Raw genomic sequence first — 24,541 nt, 5'->3', positions numbered from 1 at the left:
GTGCAATATATGCATTTTAAAGTTTAATTATTTTTTATTGGATAAAATAACATTATTACAATTGCTCGAATAATCATGTAATTTTGAGTTTAATTATTATAAAAGAATATCCATTTTGCGAATAGCAGTCAATGCGCGGTTTTTATTATCCGGAAAACTTGAAGGAATTGGATGGTATTCCTTTGAGGTATTGCGTCGGATGACAAAAGAACATCCGGAGCATGAGTTTATTTTTATTTTTGACCGAACTTATTCAGAAGAATTTATTTTTGGAAGTAATGTTATTCCAGTTGTCCTTCAACCCCCGGCAAGACATCCAATACTTTGGTATATTTGGTTCGAATGGAGACTCCCGGCTTTATTGAAGAAGCTGGATGTTGACATGTTTTTAAGTTTAGATGGATACTGTAGTCTAAGGTCTACCACTCCACAATATCTTGTCATGCATGATTTGGCTTATCTACACTATCCTAAGCAAATTAAATTTGCCGCACGTCATTTTTATAAATATTTTGTTCCTAAATACCTGAATAAGGCCAGTCATGTTTTTGCGGTTTCCAATGCAACTAAACAAGACATTATTCGACACATCACTTTAAATAGTGCTCATGTTAGTGTGGCCTATAATGGTTGTAGAGATTCCTTTGTTCCAATTGATGAAGACCAAAAACAAAAAATAAGGGATGATTATACCGGTGGAAGAGATTATTTTTTATTTGTCGGTGCCATGCATCCTCGAAAAAATGTGGATCAACTTATTCGTGCATTTGATCATTTTAAACAAAAGGACAAAACTTCTCATAAATTAGTATTAGTAGGAAGAATGGCATGGTATTCTGAAAAGATTTCAGAAGCTTACGAAAGTTCAAGATACAAAAGTGATATTATTTTTTGTGATTATATGGCTACGGAAACGCTAGTGAAGATAACCGGAGCTGCTACAGCTGCCATTTGTCCTTCTTTCTTAGAGGGATTTGGGGTTCCAATAGCTGAAGCTTTGTTTTGTGATGTTCCGGTAATTGTTTCCGATCGATTTTCGTTACCTGAAGTAGGTGGGCCTGGTGCGTATTTGATTAATCCGGATGAGTATATTTCTATTTCAGAGGCTATGTCGCAAGTCATTCATGATCCCCTCTTGGAAAAGCGGATTGAACAGGGAAGAATTCATCGAAAGCAATTTTCATGGGATCAAACTGCGGAATTAATTTTCTACCGAATGATGCAAGATTTTAGTTGTAGTAGATCTATATTTTGATGTAAATAAAAAGTAAAACGTGACGGAACGAAATTTTTGATAGGGTTATTTTAAAATATACATATAAAAAAATTAGCTTTAAATCATATATCAATTGACAGTAATTTTGGAATTAAAAAATGGATGAATCTATGAAATTTGAAAATAAGAATGAGAAAGTGGCATCCGTTCCAAGATTTATTAAGAGGGTATTCATCTATATTTCATTAACTCTTATTTTGTTAACTTTATCCATTGCCATTGGTATTTTTGGATATCATTATTTGGCTGATATTGGTTGGTTGGATAGTTTCCATATGACGGCAATGATTTTAACAGGAATGGGACCAGTAGTAGAAATGAAATCCAATGGTGCTAAATTATTTTCTTCCTTTTATGCATTGTATAGTGGAGTTGCCTTTCTGAGTATAACAGCTATCTTTTTTGCACCATTGGTTCATCGTATCCTTCATATACTTCAAGTTGACGAGAATTGATTCATCCTATTGGTATCTTACCTTAGATCAAAAAAGTTAAAATTGTCATTTTGGTGTTAGATGTAACTAATTAATATAGAAAAACTGTATATTTCGCCTTTAATTAGACAAAGAGTTATGAAGTTACCTTTACAAACGATTATTCTTAGTTTTTTTTGTGTTTTTGGGCTCAGTGCTCAAGATATTCATTTTACACAATTTGAACTTACCCCATTACATGTAAACCCTGCTAATGTAGGTGGTTTTCCAGGATCATTTAGGGTCGGTGGTTTATATCGCGACCAGGCTTTTTCAGTAGATGGCTTTGGTTCTGATTTCAGTACCCTCAATTTTTATTTGGATGCAACCTTTAATTGGGGTCTTAGAAAAAAGGATTGGGTAGGATTTGGAATGAATTTTTTGCAAGATAGATCTGGTGTTATTGGACTTGGTTCAGGAAGTTTTATTGCCCAGGGTGCTTACCATTTAGGACTAAGAAAAGGTAGTGACCTCGCTCTTGGGGTCCAATATGGGGGTGTGGGTTATAATATCAAAAACAAAGATTTAGGGAAAAACGAGGCGGAATTAATAACTGCAGGAGGTGGTGCTGCGGATTTGGCTAAACTACAAGATAAAGCTAACTATACTGATATTTCTATAGGATTGAATTATACGGCAAGTGTAACAGCCAGAAAGCATCAGTTAAAAATAGGTGTTTCCGCTGCCCGGATAAATAATCCAAAAGTAACTTTATCTAGTGGGCAATCCATCAATAAATTAGGAAGTCTATTGACAGCTAACTTAGGTTATCAATACCATTATTCTGAAAAATTGGACCTTACACCCATGTTATGGGTGAGAAATGTTAAATCCTTCAATACGATAGTGCCTCAATGTATGGCAAGCTACTTGTTTAATGTAGAAAAGGGCATTCGCCTTAATGCAGGATTAGGTTACCGAATTGGAGACGCCTTACAAGTTATGTTTGGGGTTGATATCAAAAAGGTAAAAGTTCAAATTGGGTATGACCAAACGCTAAGTTCTCAAAAATTAGCTCAAAGTCCCAAAGGTGTAGGTGCTCTTGAATTAGGAGTATGTTACATAGGCACTGTGGTTAAAAAACCAAATCCAAAACCACGCGTATTCTGTCCAAGGTTCTAGTTTGTTAGTTATAAAAAGTATGTTTACCATGAGAAAAATAATATTACTCGGTTTCGTTTCATTTTGTTTTTTGGGTTCAATGTGGGCTCAGCCAGCAAATGGCAACACACCAGCGGCTCTCATTAAATCCGGAGATGAGCAAATTGAGAAAGGTCAATACTATAATGCCCTTGAACAATATGAGAAATCATATAAAGAGGTTAAGGATAAAGATGTTGCTGTTAAGATTGCTAGAACTCATTTTTTACTTAGAGATTATGGTAAATCGGCAACAAAATTTGCACAGGTATTAGCCAGAGATAAAGCTAATAAATATATCGAAGAGCGATTTTTATATGGCAAGGCACTCAAAATGAATGCTCAATATACTGAAGCGGCAGCAGAATTCAATAATTATATTGCCAATGGTACCAATATGGAACTTAAAGCACAAGCAGAAATCGAACTAAAGGGTATCGAACTTTTGGGGACCATGAAAGAAAATGTAGCTATTGTCGTAAAAAATGCAGGAAATCAGGTGAACAATCCAGAATCACAAAGCAGCCCGTCATTAGATTCAGAGGGCAAACTTTATTTTGGATCACTTGATGCTAAAGAGACAAAGGAGAATGGAGGGGTGCATTTTAGTAAACTGTATAGCTCGACCTATACAGAAGGAAAAGGATGGAGTAAGGCAGAAGAAATGCCAGAGCTAATTAATCGCGAGGGATATCATACGTCTAACGTAAGTTTTTCAAAAGACGGAAATATGATGTTTTTTACAAGGACCTTATCTGAAGGAGGACATATGGATGAAAGTAAAATATTCGCATCCACTAAAACCGCATCAGATTGGAGTCCGGCACTGGAAGTTACTGGAGTCAATGGTGAATTTATGGCCAGACATCCCGTAGAAGGCGATTTATTTGGAAATAGAGTACTTTTCTTTTCATCTAATATTCCCGGAGGTAAAGGTGGATTTGATATATATTATGCCAATAAAATGAGTGAGACAGAATATAGTGCACCTATTAATGCGGGCTCTATCAATACTGCCGCTGATGAATTTACACCTTATTACGTAGATGGTAAATTGTACTTCAGTAGTGAGGGTTGGCCTGGAATAGGGGGTTTGGATATATTCGTAAGCAATTGGAATGGATCTGAATGGTCGGTTCCTACTAATATGGGTCTTCCATATAATTCATGCACAGATGATATCTATTACAAGATAGCAGCAGATGGGGAGAAAGGGTTTTTGGTATCTAATCGAGCAGATCCGGAATCCAAATCTTTAAAGGGAAAAACCTGCTGTGATGATATATATAGTGTGACTAAACGTAAATTGGTCATAGAACTAAATGCCTTTGCAAAAGATGATAAAAACAAATCACTAAAGGGAATCGTTGCGCAATTAGTGGAGCTGAATGTTGGAACTGATGGAAATATTCAGACTAAATCAAATCAAGAAGGAAATCAGGTTAGTTATTCTTTGTCTAAAGATAAAGCATACAAAATTGTCGTAAGTAAGGATGGGTATTTCCCGGCTGAAATCCAATTGAATACTGTGGGTATTACCCAAGATCAGGTTCTAAATCGCGATTTTGTTTTAAAAATGATGCCACCAGAATCGGATGTAGAAATTATTACAATTAATGAACCCATTCGGCTCAGTAATATTTATTACAATTATGATGATGATAAAATCTTACCTGATGCTGAGAAAGATCTTAATGCGATCCTAGAGCTTATGGTAAAATATCCTGAAATGGTTATTGAATTAGGGTCTCATACAGATTCAAGAGGTGATGATGACTACAATCAAAAATTGTCTTTGCGTCGTGCCAATTCAGCCCGTAGATGGCTCATTAATAAGGGTATTGACAGTAAGAGAATTCAGGCTAAGGGGTATGGAGAGACTGTTATATTGAATAATTGTTCCAATGGTGAAGATTGTACAGATGATGAACATCGATTTAACAGACGTACAGAATTCAAAATACTTGAAGGACCTACATCTATAGAAGTGCGAAAAGAAGTCCTTAACAAAAAGGGAAAAGCTTCCAAAAAATAATTGGCTGAAGCCAACATTTGATAAAGCCGACTGTTCTCATGGTCGGCTTTTTTATTTTCTGAATGAAAGATATGAACATAAGGAATCTAATTTTTTTTATTGGAATCATAGTGCATGGTTTTATTTTGGAATCATGCGCTCAATATAGCAGTACGATTAAGCATCCAGAAGCTTCCAAAGATATTCAAGAGGCCCGATTGAAAGAGCCACCGGATACGATGGGGAAGTCGGCAAAAATGGTTTTTGATTCGGCAAGCTATCATTTTGGGGAGATTAAAGAAGGAGAAATCATTGAAAGGGTTATTTTTTTTACCAATGAAGGACCGGGAGATTTAATCATTGAATTAATGACAGCGTGTGAATGTACAACACTGGACTACAGTAGACTACCCATTAAGAAAGGTGCAAGATCACCGATTAACATTAAATACAATTCAAAAGGCAAAAATGGGCCTCAAATAGTGGATATAGATATCCTTGCCAACACGATACCCGTAAATAATTCAACTAAATTTCACCTCCAGGTAATCAAATAACATATTAAATATTTTTATAATACATATAATGCTAGTTTATATATTATTATAGTTAATATTTCTTCAATTGATGATCCTTTTACGGTCGTCATTGTTGTTCTAAAAAATGCCTAATTTTACTGTTAAATTGTTTAATTTCAACCTATTATATATTTAAAATTATTCAATTTAAAAAAATTAAATTTAATCAGGGATTACCCTGAATTTTATAAAAATCATGAAATAAATTAGGTCAAATTGGAATATCAAATTATCTTCGTGCTGTATTCTTCCCTTTGCTTTTAGATCTTCACGATCTAGAGTCCTCAATCATATTGCTAAAATTAGAATATTGGTTTTAGCAATTTTTTAGATAAGAATTTTTGAAAACTATAAAATCTAAAATTATGAGGTCTTTTCATTATTTAACTGTAAAAAAATCGTTCTTAGCTTTAGCAGCTAGTATCGTTTTTTTATCCTCCTGCATTAAAAATGATAATAATTCGATAACTACGACGACGGATTTGAAATCAGAAAATGGTAAACTTGCTACTGATTGGGTAGTATTGTCTTTAACATTGACTAAAGAGGCTCCAGGTTATACCTCACCTGTTGCTGCACGTACATTCGCATATTTGAGTTTAGGAATGTATGAATTATTGGTACCGGGTATGCCAGAATACAACAGTATGCAAGGTAAATTAAATGGGTTTAATCGTGGAACCATGCCTAACACCAAACAAGTAGGTGAAATTTCCTTGAATCTTTCATTGAATGAAGGGATGTATAAACTTTATAAATACTTCTACAGAAATTCTTCTCCTGCAAGTTTATCATTAATTGATAAATTACATCAAAATAATTTGGATGTTTATTCTAAGGGTTTAACTACAGATGTTATATCAAACTCTTTGACTTACGGAAAAGGTCATGCTGAAGCATTAATTAAATATGCAGAAACTGACGGACAAGCAGAAGCTTTCTTAAATAATTATCCGGATTCTTACAAAACACCAAACGGTCAAGGTTTATGGGTACCATTAAACAATCAAATTAAAAAACCACTTCAACCTTATTGGGGAAATGTAAGAACTTTTCTAAGTTATTCAATTCAGGAGACTGATATGATTGCTCCTCCGGAATACAGTAATGATAAGACTTCAGTTATGTATGCTTATGCAGTTGACGTAAGAAACAAAGTAGAAAATTTGACCAAGGAAGAAGAAGTTATGGTTCGTTTTTGGAATGACGAGCAAGAGCATAGCATAACACCAGCAGGACATATGATGTCTGTATTGGCACAAGTTCTAAAAGAAGAAGGAAAAGATTTAGGATTTTGTGCTTATGCTTTTATGAAATTAGGTATCACGTTACATGATGCAACAGTAATGGCATGGAAAACAAAATACAAATACAATACAGTACGTCCAGAATCTTATATCAAATCAAACATTGATAATGAATTTATAGCATTAGTCAATGCTACACCTACACCTGAATATTCTTCTAGTCCATCAGCCATTGCATCAGCAGCAGTTGAAGTACTTGGAAATTTATTTGGATATAGTTATGCATTTACGGATAGAACGTATGAATATAGAAAAGATATTGACGGTTCACCTCGATCTTTCAAATCATTTCAACACATGTCTAAAGAAGTTTCTGATGCTAGTTTATTTGGTGGAATTCACTATCGTTTCAGTCTTGAAGCTGGTGAAAAACAAGGTATTTCAGTTGGAAAAAATATTAATTCATTGAGATAATTAATAGGATAATAGTTATTGATCCCCTATCAAGTCATTGGTAGGGGATTTTTTTTGTATTATAATGGATATATTTGTTGTACTATACAGCGAATAGCGTTTAGTTAGTGTCTTTATAGATGCAATTCTTTTTTTTTTTAGAAAATTCAAATGCTGCTCTATGAAAATAGTCATCATTCTTTTTACATTGATTTTAACTGTAAATCACAGATTGAGTAGCCAATGTACACCACCAAGCCATACTAATTGTGAAGATGCACCAGTTTTGTGTTCACTAACAGAATTAAATGGGTTTTCCTGCACACTTAGTTCGGTATCCAATACTACTGGATGTATGCCAATATGCCCTTCAGGCGGAACACCTGAAAACATCGAATGGTGGGCATTTACTAGTGATGGTGGTAACGTAACTATAAGTTTAACGATATCTAATTGTACCAATACAACTGGTGCAACAGGAATGGAATTTGGTTTGTCTGGTAATTGTAACTGCTCTGAATCCGTGGCTTGTAATAAACTTTGTAATGGGCCAGGAACGTATTCTATTTCTGCAACTTTGATCCCCTGTAAAACCTATTATTTATTCGTTGATGGTTGTGACGGGGATGTATGTGATTATACAATTCACACTACTGGAGGGAATGCACCAAATCTTAGCCCTCTTGGAAAAATTAATGACGATACAGATCGAATCATACCAGTTTGTAGACATAGTAAATTTCAATCTTATAAAGTTAATGAACAAAGCAATGGGTGCAGACCAACTTATGAATGGACATTGGATGGTGTAACACTTGATGAGCATGAGTATTATATAGAAACAATGTTTCCAGAAGAAGGTGATTTTCAATTATGTGTTACTGCTTATGTTGGTAATCCGCAGTCTGGATCTATTTGTGATCAAGAAGGGCCTGAATGTGCAACAATTCAAATAAGACAAATTGCGGACAAAATAGGTGCCACAAGATCTTTATGTCCTAATAATATTCCATTTAAATGGCATGACCAATACATAAACAATCCAGGAATATATAAAAAGGAGTTATATGATAAACAATTTTGTTATTATGATTCTGTAGTTGAATTCAAAATACTTCCTCTCCCTATAATTCAAGATATTTATCACATAGGATGTAATCCTAATGACATTTATATAGATCAGAGTTCCCGAAAAATATTTAATACTTGCCAAATCAGAAAATCAATTTTAATTAAAAAATCGTCCTCTCCTTATAAGTGTGACAGTACCTATGAATTGACAGCCATTTTTTTAGATCATGAAGTTACGTTTAGGGAAGATTGTCAAGATGGAAAAATTATCATTCAACCGCGTATTTTAAATAAGGCCATTACTTGTGGTGGAAATGAAATTTTTGAATATAGATACAAATGGTATTTAAAGCAGGATACCAATAAAATGAGTATTGGTACAGATGAATACTATACCGCAATTCAAAAAAATGATTATTGTCTAGAGATCGAATTAATAACAACCTTGGGTCCACTAACCAAAACTTGTTTCTTTGATTATTGTGAGAATCTTGATGAAAGTATTTATATTAAACCTACAGGAAAATTTAGTGCTTACAAAACGGTGTGTTCTAATGATACAAGTTGCATTACTTTCAAACCTGCATATTCAGGTATTATTCTTGGATATGAATGGGATATTACAGGCGGAACGATCATAAATCCGAACCCTTCGCAAGATAGCTCCATTTGTGTTGTTTGGAATCTTCCACCAGGACAAAAAGGGAAGGCATGTGTTTATTATAAGACCTTGTGTGACAATAGTCAAACATCATGTATAGATGTAAATGTTGGTACATCAATTAGAGAGATAGCGGGACCTAGTAAAACGGTCAAAGGACTTACTTCAAATCTTGAAGCTCTATTACCAGGAGGTACTTGGAGAAAAGTTAATGGACCTGGATTCGTCACTTTTAGTGATCCGTTTAATCCAAATATAGATGTTAGGGTTAGTAAATATGGGATTTATACCTTGTCCTGGACAGTAAAGTCATTGGGATGCACCACAGTAGGATATATTACGATTCGTTTTATTCGTTCAGAATTCAAGGGTAGATTAAAAAATCAAAACGAATCTTTTCTAAAATATGATCCAGATGAAAAGATATTGCCACATTCCATCCAGTATCAAATTTCAAAGCAAATTAAAAACCAATCTTTAAGCTTACAATTAAGTTCTAATGTAAATCAGTCTGCTAAAGTTTCATTGATCGATCTCTCAGGAAAGATCGTTGCACAATCCAATTATAGTATAGGAACTGAAAGTCAATCTTACGAATTACTGACGAACACATCAAGTGGAATTTATTTTCTAACGATACAAACGGAACATGATGTAATCAGTGAACGGATAGTAATTACAGATTGAAATTTAACTATTGATAAATTCATTCCAGATAAGTCCAAAAATATTGAATGAAAATAATTGGATAATGGTTCAAAATAAATCAGTCATAAATTAATATGTTAAAGTCATTTTATATTTCATGTATATTCGTTTTAGGATTTCAAGTCATTTGTTGGAGTCAATGTACACCTGCAAGTGAAACGAATTGTGAGGATGCAAAAGTATTATGTTCATTGACTGAATTAAATGGGTTTACATGTAGACTTAGTTCGGCATCCAATACAGCAGGATGTATGCCAATATGCCCTTCAGGCGGAGCACCTGAAAACATCGAGTGGTGGGCATTTATTAGTGAAGGGGGTAACGTAACTATTAGTTTAACCATATCCAATTGTACCAATACAACAGGTGCTATAGGAATGGAATTTGGTTTGTCTGGTAATTGTATCTGCTCTGAATCCTTGGCTTGTAATAAATTATGTAATGGGCCAGGAACGTATTCTATTTCTGCAACATTGAACCCCTGTAAAACATATTATTTATTCGTTGATGGTTGCAATGGAGATGTCTGTGATTATACTATTCAGACTTCGGGGGGCAATACACCCAACTTATTTCCCCTTGGAAAAATAAATGACGATGCTGATCGAATCATACCTGTTTGTCGAACATGTGACTTTCATCATTTTTATGTAAAACATCAAAGCAATGGATGTACGCCAAATTATGAATGGACCATAAATGGTATACCACTTGGTGCACATGAAAATAGTATCGAAACCAGATTTCCAGAAGAAGGTGATTTTCAACTGTGTGTTACTGCTTATATTGGAAATCCTCAATCGGGAGCAATATGCGATCAGGAAGGTCCTGAATGTGCAACAATTCAAGTAAGACAAATTCCAGACAAAACAAGTGGTATAAGGTATTTATGTCCAGAAAGTATACCCTATAAATGGCATGACCAATATATTATTAATTCTGGAGTGTATAAAACAAAGTTATGTGATAAACAGACTTGTTATTTTGATTCCGTAGTTCAATTCCAAATACTTCCAGTACCAATTATTCCAAAAATATACCATATCGGATGCAATTCCGCAGATGTTTTTATTGACCCAACTTCACGTAAAGTTTTTAAAACATGTCAAATCGAAACACCAATTCTAATTAAAAAATCATCTTACCCTTACAAGTGTGACAGTACTTATGAATTGACAGCTATTTTTCTAAATCAAGAAGTTACGTTTAGAGAAGATTGTCAAGATGGAAAAATTATCATTCAACCTCGAATTTTAAATAAAGCAATAACGTGTGGTAGTAACGAAATTTTTGAATATAGATACAAATGGTATTTAAAGCAGGATACCAATAAAACGAGTATTAGTACAGATGAATACTATACCGCAATTCAAAAAAATGATTATTGTCTAGAGATCGAATTAATAACAACCTTGGGCCCACTAACCAAGACTTGTTTTTTCGACTATTGTGAGAATCTTGATGAAAGTATTTATATCAAACCTACAGGAAAATTTAGTGCTTACAAAACGGTGTGTTCTAATGATACCAGTTGCATCACATTCAGACCAGCTTATTCAGGACTAATTCAGGGTTATGAATGGGATATTACAGGAGGTACGATCATAAATCCAAACCCAACTCAAGATAGCTCGATTTGTGTTGTATGGAATTTGCCACCAGGACAAAAAGGGAAGGCATGTGTATATTATAAGACTTTGTGTGACAATAGTCAAACATCCTGTATTGATATAACGGTAGGTACTTCAATTAGAGAAATAGCTGGATCCAGTAAAACGGTCAAAGGCCTTACCTCAAATCTTGAGGCAATATTACCTGGAGGTGTTTGGAGAAAAGTTAGTGGTCCTGGATTCGTCACTTACAATGATCCCTTTAATCCAATAACAGAAGTTAAGGTAAGTAAATATGGAATATACACCTTGGCGTGGACCGTTAAGTCATTGGGATGTACGACTATAGGATATGTTACGATTCGTTTTATTCGTTCAGAATTCAAGGGTAGATTTAAAAATCAAAATGAATCCTTTCTAAAATATGATCCAGATGAAATAATTTCACCTCAATCATTTCAGTATCACATTTCAAAACAAATTAAAAACCAAACTTTAATCTTACAATTAAGTTCTACTGTAAATCAAACCGCTAAAGTTTCATTGATCGATCTCTCAGGAAAGATCGTTGCAAAATCCAATTATAGTATAGGAACTGAAAGTCTATCTTATGAATTACTTATGAATGCATCAAGTGGAATTTATTTTCTAACGATACAAACGGAACATGATGTAATCAGTGAACGGATAGTAATTACAGATTGAAATTTAACTATTGATAAATTCATTCCAGATAAGTCCAAAAATATTAAATGAATATAATTGGATAATTAATCATTATAAGTCATCCGAAAAATGATATGTTAAAGTTATTTCTTAGTTCATTAATATTTTTTTTGGGAAATTATGTTTATACATGGAGCCAATGTACACCTCCAAGTGCTGATAAAATAGAAGATGCCAATGTGCTTTGTTCTCTTGAATACCTGAATGGTTATACATGTTCTAATACGTCTTTTGTAAGTCCGTTTGGATGTAGTCCATTATGTCCTTCTGGTGGAACATCCACGAATACGCAATGGTGGGCTTTTACCTCATTTAACACACAAGCCACTTTTACCGTTACATTTAATAATTGTTCTGTTAATGGCGCTGGTATTCAGATGGGACTTTGGGGTGACAATCAATGTAATGATATTATTGCATGCAATGAGAACTGTTCTAGTCAGGGACAGGTATCAATAAGTGCCATGTTGCAAAAGTGCAAAGTTTATTATTTCTATATCAACGGGTGTAATGGTGCCATTTGTGATTATACCATTTCCATTATGACATCTCCTCGGGAATGTAATGCGAACTTTAAAAGGATAAATGATGATTTGGATCGAAACATTCCAGTTTGTGCTGGTGTAACTAATCAAGAATTTTTTATTAATTATCCTGATTGTAATTGTAAGACAGTATTTGAATGGACCCTTGATGGAAATGTTGTGGGAAATGATAGCAATGTAATTTTATTGGATTTTCCGGATGAAGGAGATTTTCAACTGTGCGTCACTGCATATATTGATAACCCATTTTCTGGTTCGACATGTGATCAATATGGCCCTGAATGTTCAACCATTCACGTAAGAAAGGAGACAAATAATCAAACTCCAAAACTTATTACCAATCAATTATTATGTGCATTCGACACAAGTTGTGCTGAAATAAATCTAGATGATCCTCAGTCAGTAAAATTCTTTAGATGGCATACCACTGGTGGTACTATCATCACACAGAATCCTGAATTAATGAATAGCGTATGCATTATATGGAATCAACAAAATGGCGAAAATGGAAAAGTGTGTGTGGATTATCAAACAGACTGTGGTCAGAGCCAGACCTTTTGTAAGGATGTAATGTTTGGATTGGGTGTGAAAGATATAGCAGGACAAAATAAAACAATAAGCGGTCTTAGTACTTCACTCAGCGCTATAATTCCTATTGGAAAGTGGCAAAAAATAAGTGGCCCTGGGAAAGCCAATTTTAGTAATATCAATGATCCTAATTCTAAAATTAGTGTAAGTAAATATGGGATTTATGTGCTTTCGTGGAAATCTCAAAAGAATGATTGTTTAATGCAGGGCTTGGTCACTCTTAAATTTATAAGGGCTTAACAGGATTCCATAGACGTCAATCTTCACCTGATTAAGGATGGATAGCGTAAGTAAGATTTATTATAAAAAACTTGAATTTTATGAAATTTTGATATCTTAGTGTATTAATTAATTCTATTCTCTAATCTAAACCCTATGAACATGAAGAATACGCTATTTTTTTTATGCTTTTTATTATTCAAAACTTCCAGTCTATTAATTTCACAATGTCTACCTTTTTCAGGTTCAAACCAATGTAAAGACGCAAAAATATTTTGTTCACTCGACGACTTAAATGGATATCAATGCAGCAATCCGGATAATAGTCCAGTCGATTGCACTCCCTTTTACCCATTTATTGGTCCAGCATATAAAGCAGGTTGGTGGGCATTTGTTTGTGATGGTGGTTTCATTACAATAGATGTTGAGATCATCAGTTGTCAAGGAACGGGTGATGGAATTAAAATTGGATTGCTTGGAGGTTGTGAATGTGATTTTAAAACAGATACCAGGCCAACTCCAAAATGTATTAAAAAAGGAACTTATCAGATAACTGAAAGTTTAACAGCCTGCAAAACTTATTATTTGTATATTGAAGGGTGTGATGGAGATATTTGTGATTTTATCATTCATACATCCGGAGGCTCTGCTCCAAAATTGAGTCCATTGGGTAAAATTAATAATGATATGGATGGTAGAATAGAAGTTTATAAAGGATGTCCAGAAAATTATAAAGTAACAGCACAAAATAATGGCTGCGAACCAACGTATGTGTGGACAGTAGATGGGGTAAAACTTTCTGGTAATAATGATAACATAGATTATACTTTTCAACAAGTAGAAAGTTTTCAATTATGTGTTACGGCATACAATGGTAATCCTTATTCAGGAAATATTTGTGATTCAATAGGACCAGAATGCGTTACGATTGAATCAAGAGCATTAAACTATCCAGTACTACAAATTCCAAAATGTGCAGAAATTATAAGAAATAAACCATGTGACACCTTTCAAATCACAAAATTTGGATGCCTGTTAGATTCTATAATTTGTTATGATATTACTTTACCTGTTCCTGATCCACCGACTATTTATCATATAGCTTGCGATGCTGCTGATGTCTATATTGATCCAACAACGAAACAAGTTTTTAATTCATGTCAAAATGATGAAGAAATTTTATTACCAAAGTCTACCCTTCCATATCATTGTGATAGTAGCTATAAATTAACTGCAATTTTTTTGGATTTTGGTGTTAGTTTCAGAGAAGATTGTATTGGGGACAAAGTAGAAATTGTTCCTAGAGTAATTAATAGGACTAAGAGTTGTGGTGGAGGTGAATCCTATGAATTTATCTATCAATGGTTTGAAAAAAAGGAAAAGACCAGAATAAATATTGGAACCAGTGAAATACTTCAAGTAGATAAAAAGGGTGATTATTGTTTGGAGATCACAGTAAACACAAAATTAGGGATCATAGAAAAAAAATGTGTATTTGAATTTTGTGAAAATTTAAATGAAAATGAATTTGCAACTCATCCAACTGCGAAACTTAAAGGTTTTCAACTGTTATGCCCGTTGGATACGAGTTGTATTCAATTGTTAGATGCACCGCAGAATTCGGCTTTATTTTCCTGGAATGTAGTAGGTGGAACCATTCTGACACCCAATCCTTTTTTAACAGACCAGATCTGTGTATTATGGAATAATCCATCAGGATTAGACGGTAAGGTATGCGCTTCATATGAAACGAATTGTGGTAAAAGCGATACCACTTGTTTAGATGTTAAATTTGGAATAGGTATTAAAGATATTGCTGGTATAAATAAAAGTGAGCTGGGCCTTAAAACTAATCTGTCAGCAAAAGGAATGGGTTACTGGCAAAAATTAAGTGGACCAGGACGAGCGACGTTTGCGAACATGAATGATCCAAATACTTCGGTTAGTGTAAGTAAATATGGTATTTATGTGTTCCAGTGGATATCTCAACAAAATGGATGCACTTTAAAAGGAATTGTTACTATTAAATTTATTAGGAACTAAAATTCAACCTTATTCATTTAATTGATATTTTAGTTATGTTTTGTTTATCATTAAAATGAATATTTCAAAATAAGTTAGCATTTAATTCATTTCATTCATATACTTTTGCGCATATTTAAGTTTAGCTGATCTAATCCTGGCTTCGAATATTCTATTCATATATTCTTCCAATTTTTGTTTAGCGGGGATAAATATTATAGCCATTAAAGAAAGCATCAGCAACATTTGCCATGGGGAATGATGTGTTATTTCTTCCAGGATAGGATGAAACAAAAGACTTATAAATTCAAAACTAGATAATATAATAAGTGTCGACATAAAACTTATAACTTTCATATTAGCTAAAAAAGTACTGGAGAAGATCATGATAAATGCTAACAGACAGATGATAATCAGAAGAATCAAACTGTATTGGACTTTTTGTTTGTAAGCTAATGCAGCCTTTTGATTTTTTGTTGTTTGTTCTTGCTCTAATAAAAATTGATTTATTTTGTGTTGTTGTAAATTATTTACAAAAGATTCCGCTTCAAAAGATTGTTCTAATTGAGATTTTAATTGTTGGTAAAATAAAAAGCTATCTTTTTTGTTTTCTTTAATATAGATATCCGCTAATACGTGATAATCTTCTAATAAAGATGATTTTTGCATTTGTTGTTTGGATATGGCAACGGATTGTAGTGCATAAGATTTAGCTATCGCAAAATGTTGTTGTTTTAATTCATATTGAGCCATTTTTGCCAAGGATGTAATTTGTGTTGGAACAATCTGTTGATCACGACTAAATTTTAGACATTCATTTAAATAAGTTAAACCTAAATCAGGGAATTGTTTTTCGATATAAATAATACCTAACAAATAGAGACTTCTGCAATATCCATAGGAATCTTCGTGCTTATTGGTTATGCGATGTGCCTTTTGTGCATATATTAAAGCTGAATCAATTTCCATTATACCAATATATGCATCGGCAAGATTAGTATATACCCGATTGGGTAATATACCGTCAGGTAAATATATTTTGGCTTTATTTAAATATGCAAGGGAAGAAGTATAATCTTTTAGATCTCTAAATACAAATGCTATTTGTTTTAGGACAAAACTTTTTCTATAATAATAATTACCTTTTTCAAGAATGCTCAGACTTTCAAAATATCTAGAAATAGCTGTGTCTGTTTCTTTTGTCATGGAAAAAGCGCATCCTTCATAAGCAAGAGCAGTACCATATAGTGAATCGCACTTTAATCTTTGAGCCAGTTCTTTCATTTGATTACTGTAATAAAAAATACTATCGCTTTGACTGGTATAAACATAAGTATTACAGACTTCTGTTAAAATTTCAAATTGTTCTTCAGGCTTGATTTGTAATTTTAATTGTTCCAATAAACTATCCCTAATCTCTAAGTTTCTGCTCTGGCTGAAAATTATTATGGGTCCGAAAAGGCAAACAAAGAAAAAAAAGTAATTTATATAAATGTTGATTCGCATAGTATGATTCTAGTTCAATTCTTCCAATGTTTTTTTAACTCTTTTTAAATGCTGTTCCTTATTTTTAGTCCGAAGTAAATGTATCATCCAATGTTCTATTTTATGATGAATTGGAATGATAATCGCTCCAATACTAATCATAATACTTAGCATAATTATTGGACTTTGTTCTGTCGTTTTATTTAAAATGGGAAATAAAAGTAAATTAATAAATTCAAAAATCATGATCATTAGAAATATGCCTAAATAATTAATATGACGTTCATTGATATATGCAGAATATGAAAGTATAAATAATACAATCAATAAAGATAAAATAACTACAAATGTAAAAACATATTGAGTGATTCTATTTCTCTCTGATATTTTTATTTGATCATCAATTTCTTTTTTTTGGTTTAGTAAGTAACTTTGAAAATTTGAATTCTGATCTTGAAATATTTTTTTTATTTCAATTAAACTATCAGCATTAGCTTGATATAATATTCCATATTTAAAGGCACTGTCTAAATTTGATTGTGCAAGAAATATGTCTTTAATGGTTTTAGTTAAATCTTTAATATAACTAAAATCTTTTCTTGCATAAGCCTTTTGATATCCAAATTGAGCGATGGACAAAGCTTCATTTAAATCTTTATGATGAAACAAAAATTGAGCATATGGCAACTCATAATTTAGCAAGGACATTGAAAAATTATGTTTCAAACAAAATTGATGACAGGTGGAATAAAATGTTGAAGCTAATGCATGTTCACCTTTCGCATCATATACTTTGGCAAAGATAAATAGAGATCTGGCAAATCCATAAGGATCAGTATTTTCATTGGAATACTCATTCGCTAATTGAATATAATAGAAGGCTGAATCTGTTTGTTGAAGAGCGAGATATGTTTCAGCTAAATGGGCATAAATTCGTTCATTTAAGCTCTCATCACTCTTGCTCAATGTTAATGCCTTTAAAATAAATTCTTTTGCTAAAACATAACTTAACATATATTTATAACAAATCCCAATTTCTTTATATATCAGAGCAAGGTTGACACTATTATTGCATTTTTTTTCATATTCTAAAGCCAAATTTAATTGAGCTAGTGAAGAAGCATAATCTCCTGACATATTAAAATTTAAGGATAAATTTAAATATGCATTTGAAATAAGACTATCTTTTCCAGTGTGTTTGGCAATGTTGAACATATTTCTAACGCACATTCTATGGCTATCTATTTGACTGGAATTGTTATATTCATCAGAAAGTAAGTTATATAAATTGTATAGTTTAAATGCATTTGATTCATGTTGGATATGATTTTTTAAAGAATCAACAGATAGAGCAAAACTATCCAATGGGGAACAGATCCATATAAAAAAAGAAAGTGAGAAATATTTAAAAAATGTAATCACGAATAGTTTTAATTAATGAAGATTCAAAAAGTTATATAATTTGATTTACAAATAGAAATTACCTTGCCTTGGAAATATTTGTTTAATTTATGTGAACTATTTTTTTAACAATTACTCCAAGTTTAGTCATCAATTTAATGATAAAAGTTTGGTTTGGATAATTTGATAAATCTAGTATTTGGTTTGAAGTAATTGGAGTTTCATTAGCTATTGATTTGCCTTGTTGATCAAATAGCAAAATTTTATATACTTCATGATTTGGATCATCAATATAGACTATGCCTTGAGTGGGGTTTGGATAAATATTAATGTCAGATATTTTGTTATTTTTTGTTGATACTATGGTTCCATTAATATTAATATCATCCAGAAAAAGTAAATTTCCGAAACCACTATGACCTTCGAATCTTAATTTTATTTCATGATCTTTATACATAGTCAGATCAACAGTATCTTTAACCCAATCACTTGGTGTAGGAGTAAACGCATCGTTATAAATCTTAAGGGTAGTCGCAAGTTCAACTGAAGTTTTACGGTATATGGGAAGCCATGTCAGTCCGCAATCTGTTGAAATGCTAATCATCAAAGTATCCTTATAATTTTGTTCATAAATACCATAAGCTCTAGAAAAAGTTAATAAGACAGTAGCTGAAGTATTTTTTAAATCAATTCTAGGAGAAATAAAATAATCAGTCCCATTTAAAAAATTAAAAAATGGTGCAAGTAAGGCATGTTGAGATAGCCCAAATCCACCATAGCCTTGAATTTCGGTCCACATATTTCCTGTTTGAAACCATTCCAAAGGCGGATCAAACCCACTTTCAAAATCTTCCATTAATTTTGGTACCGTTGAATTATTTATAAAAATAAATCTTGTTTTTTCATCATTCAGGGAATACTGATCCATCTCTTGATTTGGCATAGAAGTATTCACAATAATATGGTGTACACCTCCTGATAAATTAATATTTTCTATAGTATCTATGAGGGTTTGTTTTGATGGAAGCTTACCAGTCCATAATTTTGCTTGAGGCTGATTATCTATTACATAATTTATACGAACACTTTTAAGTGTATCGGTTCCATAATTGGTTAATGCAATGATTAATTGGGAAGATACACTATCACAATAATCTAATCTTTCTGGACTTATGATTTGCGTAATGGAAGCATCTTGTGTTATGGCATCGCTTGGAGTAAAAAGATCTACTGAATAAATACCTCTGCCATGGGTGGCAGCATAAAGTTTTCCATTTCGGGTATTGATGTCAAGATCTGAAATTATAACGCCAGGCATTCCATTGTTGTAAGACTTCCAATCAATAAGTGTATCATTTTTATAAAACACACCAAAATCAGAACCAACATAAATATCATGTAGTGTATTATTTTGGATAGCGATGGTATTCATTGGAATATTTGGCAATGATCCGGATATATTATTCCAATGTTTTCCACCATCATTAGATTGGTAAACTTTTTTTCCATCATGAAATCCGGAAAAGGTAACATATATTATTTTAGAATTAACGTCACTTAATTTAACATCAGTAATGGATGCTGAATCACTTGGCAATCCATTAGTTATATTTTCCCATGAAATGCCATTGTTTTGCGTAACAAAAATATTGTGATAAGACGCTACGTAAATGGTATTCGTATCAGCTTTAGACATAGCAATTGAAGTAATGGGAAGATTCTCATCTAGAACGGGTGAAATAATATTCCAATGATCGCCTTTGTCATATGATAAATAAATTTTATTTCCAGCAAAGTAAAGATGCTTGTTATTTAATGGATTAATTATAAATGGAGATTCCCAGTCACCTTGAAATTCAGTTGGTGTGATTAGATTATAAAATGTTGCTCCGCCATCATCTGAACGGTACAAGTAGCCGTATTGAATAGCAGCATAAACAACCTGTTCATCACCCTGGTCAAAACTACAATCCAAACCGTCTGCGGCATTCACTGTAAACCAATTTGTACCGTCAAACAAATGTGTGGAATTATCTTGAGCTCCTGCAATAATTGAATTGGGTTTTAAATTGGAAGTGTTTAATTTATAATATTGTGTAATATTCAATCCATTATTTAATGAATTCCATGTTTCACCCACATCATGGCTTACATATATTCCGCCATCATTAGCCGCATAGATAGTACTTGGATTAAATATGGAAAATTGTAAACTATGAAAGTCAACATGAATGCCTTTCGTTGGGGATTCAATGGAATCAACTTTGACATAAGTTTTGCTTGTGTTTGTGGTTTTTACTAAATCAACTAAACCAATTAGAGCAATCGATGTATCAACAGGTGAAAGCGCAAAAGCTTTGTCATAATTGCCTTGATGAAAAAAGGGATTAGATAGATTGTTGATTGTTTTAAATGATTTTCCACCATTATCGCTTCGAATTAATTGTCCAGCACCACGAAGGACATAGATTTTAGAAGTATCAGCTGCGGATATTCTGATGTGGCCTAAAGTTGACGCACCAACTAAATTTGTTAAATTGACAATTTTAAAACTAGCACCGCCGTCATAGCTACGCTTTAGTTTTTGACTATTATTGGTAAGTGCATAGTATTTAGTAGCATCCAATGGATTGATCAATAAATCATAAGTTCTTGTAGTATCCAATTGTGTCCATGAATTCCCGGAATTTGTTGAACGAAACAATCCTTTGTCACATCCTAATAGCAAATGATGAGGTTGGATGGGATCGATTATCATTCTGTAAATATTCTCAGTTTGATACTGTTCGTAAGTAAATCCTGTGGGTTGCCAAGATAGACCACCGTTAGTTGACATAAGTACGCCACATGAATAATGACCTTGATGAAAATCGGGATTTGATGTAATGGTATAATTGCCAATGGCATCACCTGTTGCAATGTACATGGTATCAGGATGTATTGGATTTATGGCAATATCACTAATACTCATGCTTGGTAATTGGTTATCTAAGCAGGTCCATGATCGCCCACCATTTATTGTTTTCCAAATTCCACCACCCATACTACCTATGTAAAGTGTCTGACTATCAAGTGGATGTTGTGCTATGCAATTGACTCTGCCTACTCCAACGCGTGTGCCATAATATGGGCCACTGGGAGGATCATAAAATGGGCCAATGGCTGACCATGGATTAATATTAAATGGTGTTTTGTTTTGGGCATAATAATTATTGTATGCATTATAAACTGCGTCAGAATTAAACATGACTCCTTTTGGGCCTACACGAGGCAACATAAATTGTTCCCAACGTTTGAATTTGGCCATGGCATTATCCTTTTCATCTTCTGGCTCATTAAATTGTACGGTTTCATTTTTAATATTTGAAAGAATTTGTTTTCTTAGATCAAAGAAATTGTTTGGTGTGGAATATGACTGTTGGCCAATAGTTATTTGTACATTGACTAAGAATAAACAATAAAGACTAAATCTTTTCATTTTCTATTTTTTTATTTTGTGATGAATGGGATCCATTAATTAGTTGATTTCAATTGTGAACATACATCATTCACAACATTTTGAGTATTATTTCGGGCAAATGAAGTTGAATTGAGGAATAGTAATTTCCCTTTGGAGTGTATATATTTTTTATTTTTTATTTGGATGGAATTCATAACCCAAAGTTCGGCATATTTTTCAATGAAAAGTTCCGCTGAAGGCTCCATTTCTAAATTCCAGACTTTCGCAATACCACATTTTATTTTTGGATAAAACGTTTTATTTGTAAAGCGATTTTTAATAATAACTGTACTAAATTCATTGGGTACTGTCTGGGTAGTCCAATTTTTATTACAAAACCAATCTTGCTCTCTTCCGGATGCTCCACCTATCCACTCGGTTATTTTTTGAGCATGAATCATTTCAACAAATAAGCACAATACAATTAAAGTAAGCATTTTTAAATTTATTCTGTTCATGTTAATATAGTTTAAAATTTAATGAATGATACTGCAAATGTATGATGGTGTAAAAATAAATACAACCACATAAAAGGGGGGGGTGTTTTTCCTGTATAAAATGTAGGAAAAATAACCTAACCAATAATTTCTTATTTGGCATTTACATATTACCTGGTTGAATAGAAATATATTAATTATGAGTTAAGGGTATTGATAATTCTATTTGGGTGCCTTGATCTAATTGGCTGAAAATATTTAAAGTTCCATTAACTTCTTCAGCTCTGTGTTGCATATTTAAAAGTCCTCCTTGATGTGTAATTTGATCGATATCAAAGCCAATACCGTTGTCTTCTATAGTCAAGTATAAACTTTGATGTGTTATTTTTAATGTTAGTTTAACATGACTGCAATGTGCATATTTGATTAAATTATTAACCGCTTCTTTGAATATTAAATACAATGTACTTTTAATCTTTAAAGATATTGAGAAATCATCGTTTTCAGGTGGAAAATCAAAGTTGTAATGAACATTTTGTGCATCGAGTAGGGCAGTGCTGTATTCTCTCATCCTGCTCATAGTTGCAACCAAACTATCATTATCTGGTTTGATATTCCAAATAATATCACTCATTTTTTCAAGTAAGCGTTGACTTCGTTCATTGATTTTTTCCAATGCAATATTGACTTTTTCTATGTTTCCAGTTTGTAGATTATTTCTGGTAGTTCTACTTAATATATTAATACTACTAAGTGTACTTCCTATATCATCATGTAAATCTCTGGATAATTCAGATCTAAGACGCTCTATATTGGTAATGTTTTCTATTTTTAATTGTAAGTTAAGTATTTCCGTTTCATTTTTTATTTTTTCAATCCTATTAGATTTATACCCAAGACCTAATGCCAAGCAGAGAATTTCACACAAAACTCCAATTTCTAAATAAGTGGCTGGCGGGATGTTTAAAGTAGACCATTCTGTAAAATTATTTAAGAGAATGCTAAAAATGACTGCAATAAATAAAAATGAAAACCCTATAAAAATGAAATTATTTAATTTATTCTTGCTATCATTAGTATAAATGACCAATACTAAGACCAACATTCCGATAGGTGGTAAAAAGTTGAGTAATAAATTAAAAATAATGAACCATCTTGATGAAAAATCAAAAACTAACAAACAAATAAAAATTACTAATGAGATAGAAAAAATTTTCAAAAAATCATTTGATAATTTATATATTACCGGATATTTAATTTTAATTTCAGTAAAATGTTGAATGAACAAAACATAAAAGATAGCTGCTATTAAATTTAATACGGTAGGCATTTGATAGAAGTAATATGGATATAATTGAGAAATAAATCTAATATTAGAATTTAATTCAAATGATCTTTCTAAAAACAGAAAAATGGTAAATGAATATAAAGAATAAAATAAATATTCAGAAATTTTATTGGAGAAAAAATAAATTAACATGAATAACGCTAACGTAAATATGCCGCCTAAAACTAATGAATGAAAAAAAGCCAAACCTTGATTGTTCGAATCATTCTTTAAAACCCAATCATTAAAAGTAGAGGATATGATTAATTTGGGTTTAGGGATTTCATTAATTTTTCCATAGTGTTCTATTTGTATATAATAGCTTATACTATCATTGGGATTTAATAGGACCTTAATACCATAATTAGGTTTTATATTATTTGCACTGCTTGTATAATCAGTAAACCCTGCGGAAGCAATGTATTGAATAGAATTATTATATTTAAATAGTTTTATCAATGCGTACTTACCTACATGGAGTTGAATAGCAATGCTGGTGTCGTTTGGATTAATTAGTTTGATTTTAAGCCATTGACAAAATCTAACTTGATTGTAGAAACGTTTATATTTTATTTTGGTTAGAGGTTCAAATTTTATTTCATCAATCAGAACCGTATCTTGTATGGTTCGCTGTTCATCAATGTAGCTTAAAGTTTCATTGGATATGTCAATTATTGTATCCGTAAGTGATATTGATCTTGATTGGCAATAGGCTTTGCTTGCAAGACATATTAAGCATATTATAATATAAACATAGTATCTAATACGAGCATTAAAAAATTTGAAAGAAAGGGGAATATTAGATTTCAAAATGGTGATCTATTATTTGATTGAATTTATTGAGAATATTTTTATAAAATTACTTGAATTGATAATTTTCATTCTATTTGTAGAAATTCTGATAAGAACATATAAATTTACGAATTCAATTTTAATAAATCTTAAGATCCTAATTGGAAAAGTAGTATAATTTAAATTAAAATCGAAATAGCATTGACCTATTGTCATATTTGAATTAGCAGTCCAAATATAGTGTGATGTTTTATAAATATAGATTTTGT

15 protein-coding genes are annotated in these 24,541 nt (G+C 32.3%); 10 read left to right on the top strand and 5 right to left on the bottom strand.

Going from position 1 to position 24,541, the window contains the following annotated elements; all coding sequences use genetic code 11:
* Window positions 1–115: 115 nt before the first annotated feature.
* From IPK88_04715 to IPK88_04670, 10 genes are all read left to right on the top strand, one after another.
* The gene (locus IPK88_04715; GenBank protein MBK8242707.1) at window positions 116–1,255 is read left to right on the top strand and encodes a glycosyltransferase family 4 protein; all 1,140 of its coding nucleotides are present in this window, start codon (window positions 116–118) and stop codon (window positions 1,253–1,255) included.
* Window positions 1,256–1,386: 131 nt separating this feature from the next.
* On the top strand, window positions 1,387–1,731 hold the full coding sequence (locus tag IPK88_04710) for a hypothetical protein (GenBank protein MBK8242706.1): 345 nt from the start codon (window positions 1,387–1,389) through the stop codon (window positions 1,729–1,731).
* 117 nt (window positions 1,732–1,848) lie between these two features.
* The gene (locus IPK88_04705) at window positions 1,849–2,871 is read left to right on the top strand and encodes a PorP/SprF family type IX secretion system membrane protein (protein MBK8242705.1); all 1,023 of its coding nucleotides are present in this window, start codon (window positions 1,849–1,851) and stop codon (window positions 2,869–2,871) included.
* 28 nt (window positions 2,872–2,899) lie between these two features.
* Window positions 2,900–4,924, top strand: a complete 2,025-nt coding sequence (locus IPK88_04700) for an OmpA family protein (protein MBK8242704.1) — start codon at window positions 2,900–2,902, stop codon at window positions 4,922–4,924.
* Window positions 4,925–4,995: 71 nt separating this feature from the next.
* On the top strand, window positions 4,996–5,460 hold the full coding sequence (locus tag IPK88_04695) for a DUF1573 domain-containing protein (GenBank protein ID MBK8242703.1): 465 nt from the start codon (window positions 4,996–4,998) through the stop codon (window positions 5,458–5,460).
* A gap of 386 nt (window positions 5,461–5,846) precedes the next feature.
* Complete coding sequence (locus tag IPK88_04690) at window positions 5,847–7,202, top strand: hypothetical protein (GenBank protein ID MBK8242702.1); 1,356 nt, start codon at window positions 5,847–5,849, stop codon at window positions 7,200–7,202.
* 160 nt (window positions 7,203–7,362) lie between these two features.
* Window positions 7,363–9,600 carry a T9SS type A sorting domain-containing protein gene (locus IPK88_04685; protein MBK8242701.1) on the top strand — a complete coding sequence of 746 codons (2,238 nt, stop codon included), beginning with the start codon at window positions 7,363–7,365 and terminating at the stop codon, window positions 9,598–9,600.
* Window positions 9,601–9,695: 95 nt separating this feature from the next.
* Window positions 9,696–11,936, top strand: a complete 2,241-nt coding sequence (locus tag IPK88_04680; GenBank protein ID MBK8242700.1) for a T9SS type A sorting domain-containing protein — start codon at window positions 9,696–9,698, stop codon at window positions 11,934–11,936.
* Between the two features lie 95 nt (window positions 11,937–12,031).
* A complete protein-coding gene (locus IPK88_04675; protein MBK8242699.1) occupies window positions 12,032–13,330 on the top strand; it encodes a hypothetical protein in 1,299 nt (432 codons plus the stop codon).
* Window positions 13,331–13,471: 141 nt separating this feature from the next.
* The gene (locus IPK88_04670) at window positions 13,472–15,352 is read left to right on the top strand and encodes a hypothetical protein (GenBank protein ID MBK8242698.1); all 1,881 of its coding nucleotides are present in this window, start codon (window positions 13,472–13,474) and stop codon (window positions 15,350–15,352) included.
* An 81-nt stretch (window positions 15,353–15,433) separates the two neighbouring features.
* Here IPK88_04670 and IPK88_04665 read toward each other — a convergent pair whose 3' ends face one another.
* From IPK88_04665 to IPK88_04645, 5 genes are all read right to left on the bottom strand, one after another.
* A complete protein-coding gene (locus IPK88_04665) occupies window positions 15,434–16,732 on the bottom strand; it encodes a tetratricopeptide repeat protein (GenBank protein MBK8242697.1) in 1,299 nt (432 codons plus the stop codon).
* Window positions 16,733–16,846: 114 nt separating this feature from the next.
* On the bottom strand, window positions 16,847–18,238 hold the full coding sequence (locus tag IPK88_04660) for a hypothetical protein (protein MBK8242696.1): 1,392 nt from the start codon (window positions 18,236–18,238) through the stop codon (window positions 16,847–16,849).
* A gap of 82 nt (window positions 18,239–18,320) precedes the next feature.
* Window positions 18,321–21,695 (bottom strand): T9SS type A sorting domain-containing protein, encoded by a 3,375-nt coding sequence (locus tag IPK88_04655; GenBank protein ID MBK8242695.1) that lies wholly within the window; start codon window positions 21,693–21,695, stop codon window positions 18,321–18,323.
* Between the two features lie 35 nt (window positions 21,696–21,730).
* Entirely contained in the window at window positions 21,731–22,174 is a 444-nt protein-coding gene (locus IPK88_04650; GenBank protein MBK8242694.1) for a hypothetical protein, read from the bottom strand.
* Window positions 22,175–22,346: 172 nt separating this feature from the next.
* The gene (locus IPK88_04645) at window positions 22,347–24,290 is read right to left on the bottom strand and encodes a sensor histidine kinase (GenBank protein ID MBK8242693.1); all 1,944 of its coding nucleotides are present in this window, start codon (window positions 24,288–24,290) and stop codon (window positions 22,347–22,349) included.
* Window positions 24,291–24,541 lie beyond the last annotated feature (251 nt).

This window comes from Candidatus Defluviibacterium haderslevense (genome assembly GCA_016712225.1).
GTDB lineage: Bacteria > Bacteroidota > Bacteroidia > Chitinophagales > Saprospiraceae > Vicinibacter > Vicinibacter haderslevensis.
The sequence above is the reverse complement of the archived record's forward strand: the minus strand, read 5'-3'. Positions and strand labels throughout refer to the sequence as shown.

Bases quoted from the DNA above. Each gene is read 5' to 3' on its own strand.
- IPK88_04705 (MBK8242705.1), top strand. From the start codon at position 1,849: ATGAAGTTACCTTTACAAACGATTATTCTTAGTTTTTTTTGTGTTTTT.
- IPK88_04690 (MBK8242702.1), top strand. From the start codon at position 5,847: ATGAGGTCTTTTCATTATTTAACTGTAAAAAAATCGTTCTTAGCTTTA.
- IPK88_04655 (MBK8242695.1), bottom strand. From the start codon at position 21,695: ATGAAAAGATTTAGTCTTTATTGTTTATTCTTAGTCAATGTACAAATA.
- IPK88_04695 (MBK8242703.1), top strand. From the start codon at position 4,996: ATGAACATAAGGAATCTAATTTTTTTTATTGGAATCATAGTGCATGGT.
- IPK88_04675 (MBK8242699.1), top strand. From the start codon at position 12,032: ATGTTAAAGTTATTTCTTAGTTCATTAATATTTTTTTTGGGAAATTAT.
- IPK88_04670 (MBK8242698.1), top strand. From the start codon at position 13,472: ATGAAGAATACGCTATTTTTTTTATGCTTTTTATTATTCAAAACTTCC.
- IPK88_04710 (MBK8242706.1), top strand. From the start codon at position 1,387: ATGAAATTTGAAAATAAGAATGAGAAAGTGGCATCCGTTCCAAGATTT.
- IPK88_04685 (MBK8242701.1), top strand. From the start codon at position 7,363: ATGAAAATAGTCATCATTCTTTTTACATTGATTTTAACTGTAAATCAC.
- IPK88_04650 (MBK8242694.1), bottom strand. From the start codon at position 22,174: ATGAACAGAATAAATTTAAAAATGCTTACTTTAATTGTATTGTGCTTA.
- IPK88_04680 (MBK8242700.1), top strand. From the start codon at position 9,696: ATGTTAAAGTCATTTTATATTTCATGTATATTCGTTTTAGGATTTCAA.
- IPK88_04700 (MBK8242704.1), top strand. From the start codon at position 2,900: ATGAGAAAAATAATATTACTCGGTTTCGTTTCATTTTGTTTTTTGGGT.